The sequence below is a fragment of the Marinobacter sp. CHS3-4 genome (genome assembly GCF_030053415.1).
Lineage (GTDB): Bacteria > Pseudomonadota > Gammaproteobacteria > Pseudomonadales > Oleiphilaceae > Marinobacter.
Map to the genome: position 1 here is coordinate 139789 of NZ_JASGBJ010000001.1, position 17991 is coordinate 157779.

At 58.9% G+C, this 17991-nt stretch carries 16 protein-coding genes; 9 read left to right on the forward strand and 7 right to left on the reverse strand.

What is annotated here, in order from left to right; genetic code table 11:
* The first annotated feature begins 13 nt into the window (after positions 1 to 13).
* The 4 genes from QLQ17_RS00665 to QLQ17_RS00680 all read left to right on the forward strand — a co-directional run bounded on the left by QLQ17_RS00665 (position 14) and on the right by QLQ17_RS00680 (position 4539).
* Complete coding sequence (locus QLQ17_RS00665) at positions 14 to 1447, forward strand: DUF2868 domain-containing protein (protein WP_283207613.1); 1434 nt, start codon at positions 14 to 16, stop codon at positions 1445 to 1447.
* Positions 1447 to 2877, forward strand: a complete 1431-nt coding sequence (locus QLQ17_RS00670; RefSeq protein WP_283207614.1) for a GTPase/DUF3482 domain-containing protein — start codon at positions 1447 to 1449, stop codon at positions 2875 to 2877. Before QLQ17_RS00665 ends, QLQ17_RS00670 begins: the two co-directional genes overlap by 1 nt.
* A gap of 49 nt (positions 2878 to 2926) precedes the next feature.
* Complete coding sequence (locus QLQ17_RS00675) at positions 2927 to 3322, forward strand: ectoine synthase (protein WP_283207615.1); 396 nt, start codon at positions 2927 to 2929, stop codon at positions 3320 to 3322.
* A gap of 65 nt (positions 3323 to 3387) precedes the next feature.
* The gene (locus QLQ17_RS00680) at positions 3388 to 4539 is read left to right on the forward strand and encodes an MFS transporter (protein WP_502867342.1); all 1152 of its coding nucleotides are present in this window, start codon (positions 3388 to 3390) and stop codon (positions 4537 to 4539) included.
* Positions 4540 to 4652: 113 nt separating this feature from the next.
* Here QLQ17_RS00680 and QLQ17_RS00685 read toward each other — a convergent pair whose 3' ends face one another.
* The 3 genes from QLQ17_RS00685 to QLQ17_RS00695 form a co-directional block, all read right to left on the reverse strand.
* The gene (locus tag QLQ17_RS00685) at positions 4653 to 5828 is read right to left on the reverse strand and encodes a type III PLP-dependent enzyme (RefSeq protein ID WP_283207616.1); all 1176 of its coding nucleotides are present in this window, start codon (positions 5826 to 5828) and stop codon (positions 4653 to 4655) included.
* A gap of 125 nt (positions 5829 to 5953) precedes the next feature.
* Complete coding sequence (locus tag QLQ17_RS00690) at positions 5954 to 6772, reverse strand: ATP-grasp domain-containing protein (protein WP_283207617.1); 819 nt, start codon at positions 6770 to 6772, stop codon at positions 5954 to 5956.
* A 128-nt stretch (positions 6773 to 6900) separates the two neighbouring features.
* Positions 6901 to 7869, reverse strand: coding sequence for an AraC family transcriptional regulator (locus tag QLQ17_RS00695; RefSeq protein ID WP_283207618.1), 969 nt, complete (start codon positions 7867 to 7869; stop codon positions 6901 to 6903).
* Positions 7870 to 7967: 98 nt separating this feature from the next.
* Between QLQ17_RS00695 and QLQ17_RS00700 the strand changes: the two genes are divergently transcribed.
* From QLQ17_RS00700 to QLQ17_RS00720, 5 genes are read left to right on the forward strand one after another with little or no spacing between them, the layout of a single operon-like run.
* A complete protein-coding gene (locus QLQ17_RS00700; RefSeq protein ID WP_283207619.1) occupies positions 7968 to 9278 on the forward strand; it encodes a flavin-containing monooxygenase in 1311 nt (436 codons plus the stop codon).
* 6 nt (positions 9279 to 9284) lie between these two features.
* Positions 9285 to 10187 (forward strand): bile acid:sodium symporter family protein, encoded by a 903-nt coding sequence (locus QLQ17_RS00705; protein ID WP_283207620.1) that lies wholly within the window; start codon positions 9285 to 9287, stop codon positions 10185 to 10187.
* A 4-nt stretch (positions 10188 to 10191) separates the two neighbouring features.
* A complete protein-coding gene (locus QLQ17_RS00710; RefSeq protein ID WP_283207621.1) occupies positions 10192 to 11133 on the forward strand; it encodes an SDR family oxidoreductase in 942 nt (313 codons plus the stop codon).
* A complete protein-coding gene (locus QLQ17_RS00715; protein WP_349306784.1) occupies positions 11133 to 11918 on the forward strand; it encodes an SDR family oxidoreductase in 786 nt (261 codons plus the stop codon). The genes QLQ17_RS00710 and QLQ17_RS00715 overlap by 1 nt, the downstream gene beginning before the upstream one ends.
* A complete protein-coding gene (locus tag QLQ17_RS00720) occupies positions 11915 to 12652 on the forward strand; it encodes a sulfite exporter TauE/SafE family protein (RefSeq protein ID WP_283207623.1) in 738 nt (245 codons plus the stop codon). The genes QLQ17_RS00715 and QLQ17_RS00720 overlap by 4 nt, the downstream gene beginning before the upstream one ends.
* 66 nt (positions 12653 to 12718) lie before the next feature.
* Here the strand turns inward: QLQ17_RS00720 and hrpB are convergent, their stop codons facing one another.
* Genes hrpB through QLQ17_RS00740 form a run of 4 tightly spaced genes read right to left on the reverse strand, consistent with a single transcriptional unit; the run spans position 12719 to position 17979 of the window.
* Positions 12719 to 15256, reverse strand: a complete 2538-nt coding sequence (hrpB, locus tag QLQ17_RS00725) for an ATP-dependent helicase HrpB (protein WP_283207624.1) — start codon at positions 15254 to 15256, stop codon at positions 12719 to 12721.
* 3 nt (positions 15257 to 15259) lie between these two features.
* Positions 15260 to 15928 (reverse strand): SCO family protein, encoded by a 669-nt coding sequence (locus tag QLQ17_RS00730; protein WP_283207625.1) that lies wholly within the window; start codon positions 15926 to 15928, stop codon positions 15260 to 15262.
* 18 nt (positions 15929 to 15946) lie between these two features.
* Positions 15947 to 16870: a heme o synthase gene (gene cyoE, locus QLQ17_RS00735; RefSeq protein ID WP_283207626.1), complete on the reverse strand. Its 924-nt coding sequence runs from the start codon at positions 16868 to 16870 to the stop codon at positions 15947 to 15949.
* On the reverse strand, positions 16867 to 17979 hold the full coding sequence (locus tag QLQ17_RS00740) for a COX15/CtaA family protein (protein WP_502867343.1): 1113 nt from the start codon (positions 17977 to 17979) through the stop codon (positions 16867 to 16869). The genes cyoE and QLQ17_RS00740 overlap by 4 nt, the downstream gene beginning before the upstream one ends.
* Positions 17980 to 17991 lie beyond the last annotated feature (12 nt).

Here is a 17991-nt window from a genome sequence, read left to right on the forward strand (position 1 = left end):
TTCAGGAACCACCATGGCAAACAGCACATTACGAAGACTATTGGCCTTTGACCGCCAGATACGGCGTGACCGGGCACAGTCTCCGGTGTTCCTGCATCGCCGCGACCGGCGGTTTTTCCTGGACTGTGAAGCCCGTGGACAAACCCCTTCGACAGAACACTGGCTGGCGCATCTTGAACGGGTGGGAAGACCCGGCGCAGAAGCCAGCGGTAACGCTACCTCTGCTGACCAGCCTCTCAGGCGTTGGCAAAAACTGACCGCCGCTTTCACCCTGTCCGGTGTGGTGCTAGGCACCATCACCATGGCCGGGCTGCTCTATTATGACGGTGGACAGCGCATCAACCTGACCCTATTACTGGCGTTTGCTGCCCTTCAATGCCTGCTTGCACTGATCACTATCGGCCAGTCCGCCGTCAACTGGCAGCCCTGGCGATCCCTGCTTAAACGGGTAAAACTCAGAGACTCCGATTCGCCGCTAAAGCCCCTGACACCCGTGTTGATGGCCCGCACCGCCCATGTCGGTGGCGTGTGTTTCGGCCTTGCCAGCGTCGCGACGCTACTGGTTCTGGTGGTCGTCGAAGACCTTGCGTTTGGATGGAGTACTACCCTGGATACCCGTGGGGACAGCTTTCATCAGCTACTGTCCGCGATTGCCTGGCCCTGGCACACGATCTGGCCTGCGGCGGTTCCGGATCTGTCGCTGGTCGAGGCGACCCGATTCTTCCGGGCCGGGCCGGACACCTCATCGGTCAATCCGGCAAGGTGGGGCGACTGGTGGCCGTTCGTACTGATGACCTGGCTGTTTTATGTGGTTCTGCCCAGGCTGTTCGGGCTGGTCATTGCCCAGGTACTGCTGCGTGTCCGCGCGGGCCGGGCACTGGCCAACCATCCGGGTATGGTGGCGCTGGAATACCGAATGGAAACCCCCATCGTCGACACCGGTAACGACCAACACGACGCCGCGAACAGTCCGGATGAACACATTGCGTCCCAATGTCAGGCACTGCCCCACAGCCAGATCCTGATCTACTGGGCGGGTGCCAACGACCCGGAACTGCCAGACAGCCTGTCTGCCGGGCACCTGCTGACTGGAGCTGCTGGCGGACAACTCTCTCTGGCGCAGGATCATCAAACCATCAAACGCTGCGCGGATTTGCTCAAGCAGCAGGAGCGGCCTGCGGTCACGCTGGTGACTCGAGCCTGGGAGCCCCCGATTGCCGAGCTGGCCGATTTTATTCAACAGGCGCGAGAGGATTGGCCAAACAACACCCGGCTCGCCATTTTACCCCTGGCCGGCGATACCGCCCAACTGACCACCCCGAATCAGCTCGGCCAGTGGTTGCGATTTGTCGAGCGCCTGAAAGACGACCAGATCTGCATCAGTCAACCGGATCTCAGTTCGCCGGATTCCAGAGCGTTCGAGCATCAGCCGGAGGGCCTGACTTGATGGCCCAGGCACCCGTATTCGCGGTGGTCGGACACCCAAACAAAGGTAAATCCAGCGTCGTGGCCACCCTGTCCCAGAACGACGCGATTGCCATCGCCATGGAGCCGGGCACCACCCGCAAACGCCAGGACTATCCGCTTTCCGTGGACGGACAGGTCATCTACACGCTGGTCGACACCCCGGGCTTTCAGCGCCCGCGCCGGGTTCTGGAATGGCTCGAAGCGCACAGCGTTTCGGTCTCTGACCGCGAGGAAACGGTGAAAGCTTTCCTCACCCAGTTCCAGGACGACTCCCGCTTTGCCGACGAGTGCCAGTTGCTGGCGCCCCTGATTGAAGGGGCAGGCATAATCTATGTGGTGGATGGCTCCATTCCCTACAGCCCCCAACACGAAGCGGAAATGACCATTCTGCGCTGGACCGGACGGCCCAGCCTGGCGCTGATCAACAGCATCGGCGCCGAGGACCACAGCGATACCTGGCAGCGCGCCCTGGGGCAGTTTTTCCAGGTGGTTCGTCGCTTTGACGCGGTGCGTGCCTCGTTCGACCAGCATCTGAGCCTGTTAAATGCCTTTGGTCAGTTGGAACCCGACTGGGAGGAACCCCTCAAACAGGCCACCAGACACCTGTCGAATCAGCGCGAGCAACGCCGCAGAGAGGCTGCCGCGCTGATCGCCAATACCCTCGAAGCCATGATGTCTTTTCGGGAAAAACGCACACTGACCGTTCAACAAACCGCTGAAACCTCGGATCAGGCTCTGGCCGATCAACTTCGCGAGCACTGGTACAAAAATCAGCGTAAGAAAGAAGAGCACCTGCGCATTGCCATTGAACGCCTTTACCAACACACTCGCATTCAGCGCCAGGAAGCCGAACTGGTCTGGCACAGCGAACACGACCTGTTCAGCGAACGCAGCCGCGCCGCCTGGGGTGTCGACAAGCGCTACCTGGCGACGGCGGGTTTTGGCGCCGGTGCGGTTGGCGGTGCCGGCATTGATGCTGTCACACTTGGCCATTCGCTGGGCACCGGTGCACTGATCGGCGGACTGATCGGCGCAGCCGGCAGCTATTTCTACGGCGACCGGCTGTCACTGCCGGTGCTGAAGATTGGCGTTTTGAAGGATGGGTTACGAACCGCCAGCTTTGGTCCTGTACAGGACAGCCAGTTCGGCTATGTTGTATTGGGCAGGGCCATCAATCACTGGTGGCACGTAAGCCAGCGCAATCATGCCGGTCGGGAGCTTTTGGACCTTGCCCCGGCCAATGACCACTGGCTGAACGAACTGGATCGGGAAAGCCGGCAAACCATCCATCGCGTGTTTGATCGCTGCCGCAAAAAGCGCACGATAGATGAGCAAATGCGACAGGATTTCATCCTGGCAATCCAGTCAGCCATGAGCGCCTTCGACCAATGGCGCTTGAATCAGTCGTAATCGGAATGTTTATACTTGAGCGACTGCCATCCAAAAACGAGGAAACGATATGAAAATCGTAAGAGTTCAGGACATTATTGGCTCAGAACGTGAAGTGACCGGTCCAGGCTGGACCAGCCGCCGCATGCTGCTGAAGAAAGATGGCATGGGCTTCTCTTTTCATGAAACCATTATTCCGGCCGGCGCTGAGCTGAACCTGTGGTACAAACACCATCTGGAAGCCGTTTACTGCGTTGCGGGCAACGGCAGCATTCTGGATAAAGCTACTGGTGAGACCCATCAGATCGAGGATGGCACGCTCTACGCGCTGGATAAGCATGACCAGCACACCCTGTATGGCGGCACCGAAGACATGCGTCTGATCTGCGCCTTCAACCCGCCAGTCACCGGCCGCGAAGTCCACGACGAAGACGGTGCCTACCTGCCGGACACTGGCGAGGACTGATTCTGTCCCCAGCGTCTGACCAACCCCAGACCAAAACACCGCCATCGGGAGCTAACCTGCTCCCGGTGGCGGTTTTGCTTTGGCTGGCCGGGGTTTACCTTCGAATACCCATACTGGTCGCACCGCCGTTGGCGCCATTTATCAGCGACGACCTGGGACTGTCCCAGGCACTGACCGGCGCATTGACGACCCTACCCATCCTGATGCTGGCGGTCGGGTCCATGCCCGGATCACTGGCCATTTCACGACTCGGGCCCCGCAACACCCTGGCACTGGCCATGGTCATTATGGTCATCGGCTCTGCCGGTCGCGGCGTCTCTCCCGACGCACTCACGCTGATGCTGGCCAGCGCCATCATGGGCCTGGGCATCTCCATGATGCAGCCCTCACTGCCGGCACTGCTGCCCCGATGGCTCGAACCCAAACACCTGGCTTTGGGTACCGCCATTTACATGAATGGCATGCTGATCGGGGAGTTCATCGGAGGTGGGATCACACTGCCCGTGCTGATGCCACTGATGGGCAACAGCTGGCAGGCCACCTTGCTGGCCTGGTCACTGCCGGGCTTGCTGGTGGCCGCCGCGCTCTACCTGCCGAAACGAGACCTGGGGCGTCCGACAAAAAAACCGGAATGGCTGCCCGACTGGAAAAACCCCAACACCCTGCGCATCGGTGTGCTTCTGGGGCTATCCGGTTCACTGTTTTTCGGCTTCAACGCTTACATGGGCAGCCTGCTTGAACAGCAGGGCCATTTCGACCTGTTGGCGGACGCACTCTTCTGGTTTAACTTTGCCCAGCTGGTGGCCTCCACGGTCATGCTTAAAATGGCGAAGTACTGGGTCGGGCGAAAACTCCCTCTGATCTGTGTCGCCAGCTGCAGCCTTGTTGGTGCCATTGGTACCGTCTTGCTCACCGGCTGGTGGAGCATCGCCAGCGCCACATTCATGAGCATGGCCGCCGGAATCATGCTGATACTGCTGGTGGCGCTGCCACCGGTTCTGGTGGACTCAGCCGAAACCGGTCGCCTGTCCGCGGGCAATTTTCTGGTGGGCTACACCCTGGCGTTCTCGGTGCCCATGCTCGGCGGCCTGCTGGCCGACTGGGGTAACGACGCCCGATACGCCGTCGCGTTCATCATCGCCTACTGCGCCCTGGCGTATCCCTTAACCTTCACCATCAACCTGAACCGAAAAAAAGAAACCCCACCCCCAGCCTGAACGCCGTGGGGCGGGGATTCTGTTTTCCGCCAGAAACGGGTGTCTGAGCGAAGCGAGTTCCGTTTCCAAGGAAAACAGAGCCCCCGCCCCGCGGCAGCCACCAGTGGCAGAGTTTAGATGTAGTAATCCTTCAACGGAGGAAACCCATTAAACTCCACCGCACTGTAAGTGGTGGTATAGGCACCGGTAGACAGCCAGTACATCCGATCCCCAATCGCCAGATTCAACGGCAACGGGTACTTGTGATGCTCGTACATAATATCCGCGCTGTCGCAGGTGGGGCCGGCAATCACACAGTCCTCACCCTCGCCGACCTTCTCCGTCCAGATCGGAAACTTGATCGACTCGTCCAGCGTTTCAATCAGGCCACTGAATTTGCCCACATCGGTAAATACCCAGCGGTGCAGGGCAGTGCGGGATTTGCGGGAAATCAGCACCACCTCACTCACCAGCACACCAGCGTTGGAAATCAGCGAGCGGCCCGGCTCGATGATGATCTCCGGCAGCTGATCACCGAAGTCCTCGCGCAGGAAGCGGTAGATCTCCTCCGCGTAGGTGCTCAGGGTGTTGGTCCGGGTGATGTAGTTGGCCGGGAAACCACCGCCCATGTTGATCATCTTCAGCTCAATCCCGTCTTCTTCCTTGAGGCGCTCGAAAATGACTTTCACCTTGCCCAACGCGGCATCCCAGGCGCCAATTTCACGCTGCTGGGAACCCACGTGGAACGACACACCGTAAGGCACCAGGCCCAGGTCACGGGCCAGAATCAGCAGGTCCATGGCCATGTCGGTCTGGCAGCCGAACTTGCGGGATAGCGGCCAGTCAGCCGTCAGGGTGCCTTCGGTCAGAATACGCACGTAGATTTTCGAGCCTGGGGCAGCCTTGGCGATGTTGCGCAAGTCGGCCTCGGAATCCGTGGCAAAAAGGCGCACACCCTTGTCGTAAAAGGTACGAATGTCACGGGCCTTTTTGATGGTGTTGCCATAACTGATTCGCTCACCCGTCACACCCAGAGCCAGCACTTTTTCCAGCTCGTACACCGACGCGATGTCAAAGTTCGCGCCCTTGTCCCGCAGCATGGTCAGAACCTGCGGCGCCGGGTTGGCCTTGACGGCGTAGTAAACGCTGGCATAAGGAAAGCCCTCCACCAGTTCGTGGTATTGGCGTTCGATGGTGGCAGTATCAATGACCACAAACGGCGTTTCCTGGGTGTCCGCAAAGTCTTTGATGCGGCGGAAGGTATCAGCGCTGTAGTAGTCAGACAGGTGGGCGTTGGCGGATTCGGTCATGGGTGAATGGTTCCCCTCCTTGAGGAATTTGCGCGATCATCAGGCTTTTTTCAGAGGCCTGATATGCGCATATTTACCCATGAATGATCCGTCGTTCAGGGAAGGATCTGGCACGAAAAATCGCGTTAGACCGCCACCGGCCACAAAGGTACCGGTTCCGTCGGCCCATCCGGGTCTTCCGGCTCGGTTTGCCCCTGCAGATGATCCAGAATGGCCGCCTTCAGATCACAGCCCTCGCCAAGACCCTGATTGCCAAACAGACGGTTGAATTCCAGTACAAACGGGTAGCCGTCTACCAGCGCAATGTCGAAGCCGGCATGATCCACACCGAGCTCCCTTGCCAGGCGCAAAGCCAGGGTGATCGCGGCCTCAGGAATGTCGCTACGGTCAATCTGACCGCCCTTGGACACGTTATTGTAGAACCCCTGATCGGACTGGGTTCGCCAGTAGGCAGACACCACGGTGTTCCCCACAATCACAATCCGCAGATCCCGATCAATGGGTAGATATTCCTGAGCGTAAAGCACGCTGGTCTGCGCACAGTAGCGCTGCCAATCTGCCCGAGTCTCTATCAGCCAAACGCCTTCTCCCATGCTGGCCTTTGGTAGCTTGGCGACAAACGGTAATGCCATCGCGTCCCATACCGCCTGCTGCTCATGGGCGCAGTTGGGCTGAATTAACGTCCAGGGCGTGTGCTCGGGTGCCACCGCCTGAAAGGCTCGGGTCATTTCCACCTTGTCGTGACCGATTCGATAGCTAGAAATGCTGGGGAACACCCTGCAGTTGAGCCCGTAAACCAGGGCATTCAGCTGCCAATACTCGGGAAACAGCACCCAATCAGCGCTTTTCAGCAACTCTTTATGAGCCAGGAACTGATCCGGTTTGAGTACGGTGGTGTTCGGGAAGCCAAGCGTGCGGAAGATATCGAATGAGACAAGTTTCATGGAATGTGGGACGGTGATCAAATTGCGCGCATTCTATACGGCTTTTCTAAATCCGCAACGGATGTTTTCCATGACGGGTGCATTCAACGCAGACAGCCATGCCACATCGCCAATCCCGGCGTCTGTTTTTACCGGCTCTCGAGACGAAATTTGGACGGGCTAATGCCTTCCCATCGACGGAAGGCTCGGGCAAACGCTGCTTCTTCGGAGAAGCCCAACTGTTCGCTGACCTGCGCCACCGACTGGCCCATGCGAAGCAGATCCAGCGCCCGCCGGTGCAGCTCCCGCTCTCGCAGAAACTTGAATGACAGACCCTCCCCCTCCAGCAATCGGTTCAAGTGACGGCCGCTGACCGAAAGTTCCGAGGCCACACGCTCTTTACCCCAGGCCGGGTGATCACGCACCAGCCGCGTTACCTGACCGCTCAGGCTCTGTTGACCCAGGGACGCCAGGGTCCGGTCCGCCAGCTGCCGGAGATGTTCCCGCAATCCGCTGTTGGCCTGAATCAGCGGCAACTCGCCCTGGGCTGCGGTCAATGACAAGCCGTTATAGTCAGCCTCAAACAACACCGGAATGCCTAGCCGCGATTCGTACTCCGACAGCGCCGCCAGCGGCCGATGCCTCATGCAGAGCTGTGACGGCTGAAAAGCCTCTCCGGTAGCCCAGCCTGTCAGGCGGACCAACGACGCCATCACGGCCTCGACCCGTTCCGGGACACGCACCTGATACGCTGGGCGATAACGGAGCCGCATGTCATCGCCGTCCTGCTCGAGCCTGAACTCACCACCATCACCAATGATCGGGGCGTATTCCACCAGTGCTTCCAGGCCATCCCGCAAGGTATCGCAGCTGATCAGCAGCATACCCGCACTGTCCAGGTGCCCCACCTGCAGTGCCAGACCGATGTCCAACCCGGCCATGGCGCCGTCCGCCATCTGACAGTATTCGTCCCACAGACGGTCCTGAACCGACAGCGCCACCCGCTGGCCGGGCACCACCTGACTCAACAGTTCCTTGGGTAGCTTCATGCCACGGCGCTTGGCCGCCTGCAGGATCGCCTGGGCATAAAGATGGGTGACGGTAGAGGTTTCGATCATGACCTGAATTGTCTTGGTTTATGTCCCGTCCGGTCAGGAAATCCGAACTGTATGGGCCTAAGATACGGCAAGACAATAACAAATGCAGGACATCCAGCATGTACGCAGTGATCGGCGCTGGCCCCATGGGCCTTGCCTGCGCCCGCAATCTTCAGAAACAGGGCATTCCCTTTATCGGTTTCGAACTTCACAGAGATGTGGGCGGACTGTGGGACATCGACAATCCCCACAGCACCATGTACGAGACCGCCCATCTGATCTCGTCGAAGCGGATGACGGAATTCGCAGAATTCCCGATGAAGGACTCAGTAGCGGCTTACCCAAGTCATCACGAATTGAGAGCCTACTTCCAGGATTTCGTGGATCATTTCGGCCTGCGAGAGCATTACGAGTTTAATACCCGGGTGGTCAACGTCGAGCCCGTCGGCGCCGAGGGTGAACAGTGGCAGGTGACCAACGAACACGAAGGCGAGCGACAAACCCGTACCTTTGACGGTGTGATGATTGCCAACGGCACGCTGCACACCCCTAACAAACCGCCACTGCCCGGCACCTTCACCGGTGAGCTGATGCATTCCGCCGACTACCGGTACCCCGAGGTCTTCCACGACAAACGGGTACTGATTATCGGCTGCGGCAACTCCGGGGCCGACATTGCCGTGGACGCGGTCCATCATGCCCGCTCGGTGGACATGAGCCTGCGCCGGGGCTATTACTTTCTGCCAAAGTTTCTCAAGGGCAAGCCCATCGACACCATCGGCGGCAAATTCAAGCTGCCCCGGCCGATCAAGCAGCGGCTGGACGCTGCACTGATCCGTACGGTGATGGGCAAACCGTCCGACTTCGGCCTGCCGGACCCGGATTACCGCATGTACGAATCCCATCCGGTCATCAATTCACTGATTCTCCACCACCTGGGCCACGGGGACATTCACCCCAGGCGCAGTATCGAGCGGGTGGAAGGGCGGACGGTACAATTCAGCGATGGTGAAACAGGCGAGTACGATCTGATACTGATGGCCACAGGCTACCTTCTGGATTACCCGTTCATTAACCGCGCCCATTTGAACTGGCCAGATCAGGAAGACGCGCCGCGCCTGTACCTGAACATGCTTCATCCCCAGTACGACAACCTGTTCCTGATGGGTATGGTGGAAGCCACCGGGCTGGGCTGGGAAGGCCGTAACCAGCAGGCAAGGCTGGCGGCCATGTACATTCGCAAGAAGCAGAACAACGCGTCAGGCGCCCACGCACTGGATCGGAAGAAGCGGGAGCAGGCCGGCCAACGCCTGGACGGCGGTTACAACTACATCAAACTGGCCCGCATGGCTTACTATGTGAACAAAGACGCCTACCTGGAGGCCCTTGCCGAGGACATCACCGAACTTGAAACCAGTGATGAGGGATAAACCCGCATGACGGTGCAGTTTGACCCCGCCAGTCTGGTGCTTTTGAACGCGATTCTGGCGTTCATGATGTTTGGCGTATCCCTGAACCTGAAACCGGAAGATTTCCGGCGGGTGCTGACCATTCCCAGAGCCCCAGTGGCGGGCCTGGTCGCGCAATTCCTGTTATTGCCAGCAGCCACCTGCCTGTTCACGGCGGCATTCCGCATCGACGCACAACTGGCTCTGGGCATGATTCTGGTGGCGTCTTGCCCGGGCGGCAGCTTCTCCAACATCATGACCTGGCTTGGCAAGGGCAGTGTGGCCGTGTCGGTCAGTATGACGGCGGTATCCAGCCTGGCCGCCACGGTGATGACACCGCTGAATTTTGCCTTCTATGGCTGGCTGAATCCCCACACCCGCAGCTATCTGCAGGACATTGCCCTGCCGCCGGAAAACCTGCTGATGCTGGTGCTTCTGGTTCTGGCGCTGCCGTTGCTGCTGGGCATGATGACCGGCGGGCGCTTTCCCCGGCTGGCGGTGCGAAGCGAGAAACCGCTGCGACTGATCTCGCTCCTGGTGTTCCTGGCCTTCGTGGCCATCGCCTTTCTCAACAACGTGGATCTGTTCCTCGAGAAGTTCCATACCTTCTTCTGGCTGGTGGTTGGCCATAACCTGTTAGCGCTGGCACTCGGCTTTGGTATCGCTAAACTGATGCGGCTGTCGGTGCCTGACCAACGGGCTGTTACCATGGAAGTGGGGATTCAAAATTCCGGGTTGGGTCTGGTAATCCTGTTTACCTTCTTTCCCGATGCCGGCGGGATGATGCTGATCACAGCGTTCTGGGGCGTGTGGCATCTGATATCCGGGCTAACCCTGTCGCAGATCTGGGCTCGCCGCCCAATTCCCGAACCGGCCCCTCAACAAAGCTGACTTCATGATCACCGAGAAACGCATTCTGATCACCGGCGCAGCCGGCTACATTGGCCACCAGTTGGGCAACCGATTGGCCAGGGACTATTTCGTGATGGGCACTGACATCCAGAAACGGGACGGCCTGACCTTTCCCCTGGAAGTGCTGGACGTTCGGGATTCCAAGTTGGTGCTGACGCTGGCCGAGTACCGGATTACCCACGTCATTCATCTCGCGTCGGTCCTCCAGGCCTCGCCGGATCGCAATCGAGACCACGACATTGATGTGAATGGTACCCGCAACGTCATTGAGGCCTGTCTGGCCGCAAAAGTATCGCATCTGACCGTCACCAGTTCCGGCGCCGCCTACGGCTATCATGCTGACAATCCGGAATGGATCGACGAAGACGACGCGCTGCGCGGCAATACCGAGTTCGCCTATTCGGATCATAAACGTCAGGTGGAAGAGTTACTGGCGAAACACCGCGAGAGCCATCCACAGCTGCGGCAACTGATCTTCCGGCCCGGAACGGTGCTGGGGGCCGACACCCGCAACCAGATCACCGACCTGTTCCTGGCGCCTCGTCTGCTGGCCATTCGGGGCAGCGAGTCGCCTTTCGTCTTCATCTGGGATCAGGACGTACTGAACGCCATGGAGCAGGGGATTCGCGAGGATAAGACCGGCCGTTACAATATGGCCGGGGACGGCGCTCTGACCATTCGAGAGATTGCCCAACGGCTGGGAAAGCCGGTGGTCACTCTGTCCGCCAGTGTGGTAAAAGCAGCCCTGCAAATCGCAAAGTGGCTAGGTAAACCAGTTGGGCCGGAACAGGTGAACTTTCTGCGCTACCGACCGGTGCTGAGCAATCGGCGGCTGAAAGAAGAGTTTGGTTACCGGCTGCAGAAAACGTCGGCGGAAACCCTTGAATTCTTCATCGAACAGGCCCGTCTGAAAGGGGATCTTTGATGGTCACACTGATTACTGGCGCCGCCAGCGGTCTTGGCTGGGCCATGGCGCAACACTGGTTTGAAGCGGGCCATTCACTGATGCTTGCCGACATTGATTATAACGGTCTCGCAAAACGCCTATCGGAGCTGGGCGATTCACGCCGGGTGCGCATTGCCGCCGTTGACGTGACACAGCGGGCGGATCTGGAGCGTCTGATCCAGAAAACCGAGCGTGCTTTCGGTCGGCTGGACCTGCTGGTCAACAACGCTGGCATTACCCACCGCTCACCCGCGGCCACAACCGATCCTGATGTATTCCTAAAAGTGATGGCGGTCGACTTTCAGGGGCCCGTGGAGCTGACCCAGATGGCCCTACCACTGCTGGAAAAATCCCGTGGCAGCATCGTCTGCATCGGTTCCATGGCTGGCTGGATGCCGGTGCCGGGTCGCGCCGGATACTGCGCCGCCAAATCCGCGCTGAGCCAGTTTTTTGAGGTACTCAGGCTGGAACTGGAACCCAGGGACATCCATGTGCTGATGGTGTATCCCAGTTTTCTCGACACCCCGATTGAACAGAATGCTCTGGGGGCCGACGGTCAAAAAGCCAGTCACGCACGCTCCACTGTCGGCGTTATGGCCAGTGCGGATGACATGGCGACGATGATCAGTCGCGCACTGACCAGCCGTAAACGCTGGTTGCTGCCGGAACCCGTCTCACGCTTTGGCAGCCTTCTATGGCGCATAGCACCGCATCTTTACCTGCGCACCGTGCGAAAAAAATTCGCCGGGGATATTCCGGCATGATCGACCCCTGGCTGTGGCTCGGATTCGCCATTCTTCTTGCCTTTACCATCGAAACCATCACCGGCTTCGGTTCCATCGTTATTGCCCTGGCACTGGGTGCACTGATGTTGCCCATTCCGCAACTACTGCCCGTGCTTGTGCCTCTCAGCGTTATCATGAGCGGCTATCTGACGTGGCAAAACCGTCATCACATTGATTGGCACCGGCTCTCCCGATTGATCCTTCCGCTAATGCTGACCGGAACGATCACCGGCTACCTGCTGATGCCCTGGCTGGGGGACAGTGGTCTGGAGATCCTTTTGGGTTGCCTGATCGTCTGGTTCGCCGCCAAGGAACTTCGACGCATGTTCGGTGGCCACGATGCCCGTCCTCACGGGATTAAAACCAGCCGGGGCATCATATTCATCGCCGGCGTCACCCAGGGATTATTCGCCTCTGGCGGGCCATTGCTGGTCTATGCCCTGGCTGGCATCAGGCTGGATAAGAGCCGAATACGCGCCACCCTGGTCACGGTATGGCTGACCCTGAACGTAACGCTGACTGTGCTCTTCCTGCTGGACGGACGCCTGATTGCCAACGCCGACAAGATTGCCTGGTATCTGCCGATGCTGGTGATTGGTGTAATGGTCGGGGATTTTCTGCACCACCGACTGGATGAAGAACTGTTTCGACGCGCCGTCTACGGGGTTTTGCTCGTTACCGGCATTCTGTTGGTGCTCCGTGCCATTCTGTAATGTTCCCAGTCTTTCCAGCGACGATCTTCTCTGAGAAGACATCCCGGTGGCTGTGACCGGCTGGATTCAGGCCGGCGGACGTTTTTTGGTTCCCTGCTGAGGCGGTGCAGCAAGAGGGTCTTCTGGCCAGGGATGCTTGGGATAGCGTCCGCGAAGTTCTTTCCGCACCTGCGCATAGCCGTTCTGCCAGAAACTGGCTAAGTCTGACGTCACAGCAAGGGGACGTTGCGCCGGAGACAACAAATGAATAACCACCGGCACACGACCTTCTGCAACCTTGGGCGTAGTCTGCCATCCGAACAGGGCCTGTAGCTTGGCGGCCAGAACCGGACCATTTTCCGCGGTGTAGTCCAGTCTCACCGTTTGTCCGGTGGGAATCGTCATCCGCTCAGGTACCTGCTCGGCGAGCCACTGCTGACGGGAATAGTCCAGGAGGCTGCTCAATGCGGCTCGCAAGTCCAGGTTCTGGACTTCCCGCCAGTGAGTCACACCGGTCAGAAAAGGGCCGAGCCAGGTGTCCAGTGTGGCGAACAGTGCTTCGTCACTGACGTCTGGCCAGGGCTCTGCTCCGTCTCCAGAGGAAGTGGAATGGGCAACGGATCGAGCCAGTTCAACACGGGCCTGCCACTGGCGCGCTCCTTCCGACCACGGCAGGCTGTGAATGCCTTTGTCTCGGACCGCGGCCAGCAATCCCTGCCTGAACAATTCAGGATCGGTGATCGACAGGGGCGAACTGCTGATCTCCAGTCGGCCTATTCGGCGTACCTTTCGGGCAACAACCGTGCCCCGGTGCTGATCCCAGTGAGCTTCCTCTTTTTCCTCGACGTGGGCCCTCAGCTCGGCGTCAAACACCTGAGTATCCAACGGTGCCGCGAGGTAAATGGCGGATTCGCGGGTTTTGCCATCCAGCTCTGCGGCCACCAGCCACTCATAGCGAACCAGCGCGTCATGGTCTCGCAAGGCGGCCCCTTTTCCATTACTGAGCTGATAACGTGCGCTGCCGTATTTTCGCCGGCGGGCAATCCGATCCGGATAAGCCAAAGCTAACAACCGGCCGATGTCTTCCGGCACCGGCAAATCGTCTGGCTGCTCTGCCTTGCCAACCAGTTTGCGCACCGCCTGGCGGACCTGTTTGAGGCGGTCATCCGCGGGTGCCAAGCGCAGCGCCCGCACCCGCTCTTCCATGTCACTGCCCGCGTTCCGGCCCAGAATGTCCCTTTCTTCCAATAGCGCTGCCAGTTCGCCTGCCAGGTACTCGAGCTCTAACGGTTTGGCCTTGAGCATCATGTGAGCCAGTCTTGGGTGCACGCCCAGATCCCTGGCCTCTTTGCCGTGTTGGGTAATAGCACCCTCGGCGTCGATCATATCCAGCCACTGCAGGAGGGCACAGGCCTGTTGCCAGTGAGCAGCCGGTGGAGGGTCAATCCAGTCGAGCTGATCAGGCGCTCGCGCGCCCCACTGGGCCAGTTCCAATGCCAACGGTGCCAGGTCAGCCTGCTCGATTTCGGGCGGGGCGAAATCAGCCAGGGAAAATTGCGTGGATTCTGACCAGAGCCGGTAACACACACCGGGCTGCAATCGTCCGGCACGGCCCTTACGTTGCTCGGCAGACGCTTTGGATACCCACCCTGTGACCAGACGGGTCATCCCGCTGTTGGGATCAAATGCAGCCCGCCTTTGCTGGCCACCATCGATGACCACCCGGATACCGTCAATGGTCAGGCTGGATTCCGCAATCGCTGTGGCCAAAACGACTTTGCGCTTGCCGGCCGGTGCGGGGGTAATGGCTAGATCCTGTTCGGCCGGCCGGAGCTGGCCGAACAGCGGCGCTATGATCACGTTGGACCGAAGATGTTCGCTCAGGCCGGTTTTTAACTGACGCTCTACCCTGCGAATCTCGCCCACACCCGGCAGAAACACCAAAAGGGATCCGGCTTCGTCCTTGAGCGCTTCTTCGATGACGCTGCAGACCTGATCGATCAAACGACCACGGGCGGGTACCGGTCGATAACGCTCCTCTACGGGAAACGAGCGGCCTTCAGAACTCAGTACCGGTACATCGCCCAGCAAGGCGGCAAGGGGGGAGGTATCCAGTGTGGCGGACATGACCACCACCCGCAGATCTTCTCGCAATGCCTGCATGGATTCCCGAACCAGCGCCAACCCCAAGTCTGCCTGAAGGGAACGTTCATGAAACTCGTCGAAAATGACGGCCGCGCATTCGTCCAAAGCCGGATCCGCCTGAATCATACGGGTGAGGATGCCCTCCGTGACGACCTCGATCCGGGTCTGTTTCGACACTTGAGTATCCAGCCGGGTTCGGTAGCCGACGGTGTCACCCACCTTCTCACCCAGCTGAGCCGACATGAACCTTGCGGCCGCCCTTGCCGCCAGTCGTCTTGGTTCCAGCATCAGAATTTTCCGGCCCTGTAACCAGGAAGCATCCAGCAAGGCCAGGGGTACCCGAGTGGTTTTGCCGGCGCCGGGGGAAGCCTGTAACAATACGATGGAATTCGACTCCAGGCGGGCGATCAGGTCGGGCAACAATCCATCGATGGGAAGGGGGTCGCCTGCGCCAGTCATGGAATGATTGTGAGTAGGCATGTTCTAGGTTTGTGACGCGCGCGGATGGTTTTCCCGGGCCCATTCATAAATTTTCCGGAAGGCGGCCGCGATGTCCTCAGGGTTGTGAGGGGGCTGAATGATCGCTGCCAGTTTGGCTTCGGGATTGATCAGCGCGAAATGGCCACTGTGGTCCACCAGCAAATCCCCTTCCACTTCACGGTGAACAAACACAGCGCCCAGGCTTTTCGCGAAGCTTCGGAGCATCTCCAATTCCCCTGTGGCGCCATGGAAATGGTCGCCGAAGAAACCGACGTAGTCTTTTAACCGTGACGGAGTGTCATGCTCCGGGTCAGCGGTAACCAGCAGGTATTGAGGCTGTGGCAGCGTCTCGGGCAGAAGACTATCCGTTTTGCGCAGATTGGCCATGGCGGCCGGGCAAATATCCGGGCAATTGGTGTAGCCCACGAACGCGAATGTCCATTGGCCCTTGAGGTCCTCAGGCGTGAATGCGTCTCCGTGCTCGTCCTTTAGCTGGAAATCCGTCAGTGGTCTGGGTTTCTCGTAGACATAGGTGTTGATGTCGTCCAGGACCGGTGGCGGGGTCGGCTGTTGGGAATCCGCCAGAAAGGTCTGACGGGCAATGACCATCGTAAAAACAGCGGCCACCACCAGTAACAAAACGACCAGTGTCAGACGGATGGAGCGCGTCATGAAGTCTCCGTCGGCTACTCAGAAATACACGAAGTGGTCGACCAGCAGAACCACAAACAATGCCATCAGGTAAGTGATCGAGAACTTGAACGTTTTCAGAGCCACTCGCCGATCGTCACCACGCAACAATCGGATAGCATACTGCAGGAACCGCAGACCAAGGGCCAGGGCGCCCACCAGATAGATCATGCCCGACATGCCCGTTACGAAGGGCAAAAGGCTGACCGCGAGCAGCATCAGGGTGTACAGCAGAATGTGTAATTCGGTGTAACGATTGCCGTGGGTGACCGGCAACATGGGAATGCCCGCTTTGGCGTACTCTTCCTTGCGATGAATAGCCAGCGCCCAGAAATGCGGCGGAGTCCAGGCGAATATGATCAGTACCAGCAGCAGCGCGTGGCCTTCTACCTGCCCGGTGACAGCTGTCCAGCCCAACAGCGGCGGCATCGCGCCAGCCAGACCACCAATCACGATGTTTTGGGGGGTCATCCGTTTCAGGAACAGCGTGTAGACACCGGCGTAACCCACCAGCGAAGCCAGCGTCAGCCATGCCGTCAGATCGTTAACCTGCCACATCAGAATGAACATGCCAGCTGACGCCAAAACCGTAGCAAACAGCAGAGCCTCAAGCGGTGCGATCTTACCCGTCGCCACCGGACGCTTGCGGGTGCGTGCCATGACGGTATCAATCTTCTGATCCACCACGTGGTTCACCACAGCAGCGGCGCCAGCCAGCAGGGCAATACCCAGATTACCGTAGACCAGGACTTCCCAGCCGGGAACGCCCGAGGTTGCCAGCAACATGCCGATGACCGATGTCAGAATCATCATGGCAACGACAGTGGGTTTGGTCAGCTCCAGGAAATCGCGCCAGGTAATTTTCGCAGACTGGTCTCGTTCTTCCGAAGCCTGTGCGGGCAGCCTTTCAACGTGCTCGCTCATGCCGTCACCTCTCGATCATTCATTGTTGTGTGTTGTGTTGCCGTTTCAGGCTGGTGATCTCTGGCCAGATGGAGACGCCAGATCAGATTGATCACGCTCAGCAGCAAACCCGCCCCCATGGCATTATGCGCCACTGCAACCGACAGGGGAATGTGAAACACGATGTTCGCCAGGCCCAACAGAATCTGCAGGGTCAGAACACCCGCCACCAGTACCACATGCCGGGCCATTAGTGTGCCTTTGACGCGTCGCCACAGCAATGCCAGAAATACCGTCATATACGCAAGCACGACAATTGCCCCGACCCGATGGGTCACATGAATCGCCACCCGGCCGTCCGCGGTGAGCTGGCCACCAAGATAGTTCGGTCCCACGTGTTGGGTAATATCAAACCCGTGTTGAAAATCCATATCGGCCGGCCACCATTCACCCTGGCAGGTGGGCAGGTCCGTACAGGCGACGGCTGCGTAATTTGCGGCCGTCCATGCGCCCAATGCGATCTGCACAATCACCAGAAAGAGCCCGCCATAAAGCCAGGATCGAAAACGGTCGAGTGACTGAGACACTTTAGGGAGCTTGCGGTTTGCGTCCGTGAGGGTTGGACCTCGAACCATCGCACGCAGCCGCAATGTCAGTAAGGTCAATAAACTGAGGGTGGTAAACCCACCCAAAAGGTGCAGAGACACCACCTGGGGCCAAAGCTTCAGAGTCACCGTCCACATGCCGAACGCACCCTGTAAAACGATAAACCCGGCAATGAACATCGGTAGCCGGAACGGCAGACCTTCTTTGCGGTGAAGGAAAGCGTATGCAGCGAGGCCAAACACCACCAGCCCCAGAAATCCGGCAGCGTAGCGATGAATCATCTCTGGCCAGCCCTTTTCCACATCTACTGGCGTTTCCGGGAATCTGGCATTGGCGATGGCAATGTTCGCCTCATTCTGAGGAACGGTGAGAAAACCATAACAGCCTGGCCAATCAGGGCACCCCAGGCCGGCGTGAACCAATCGTGTCCAGGCACCCAGCATGATCACCACCACTGCCAGCAGGGTGGCAATCAGCGAGAGCTTGGCCATCAGGTTTGCCTTACCAGATACTGCGGACTGCATTGGATTCACTCT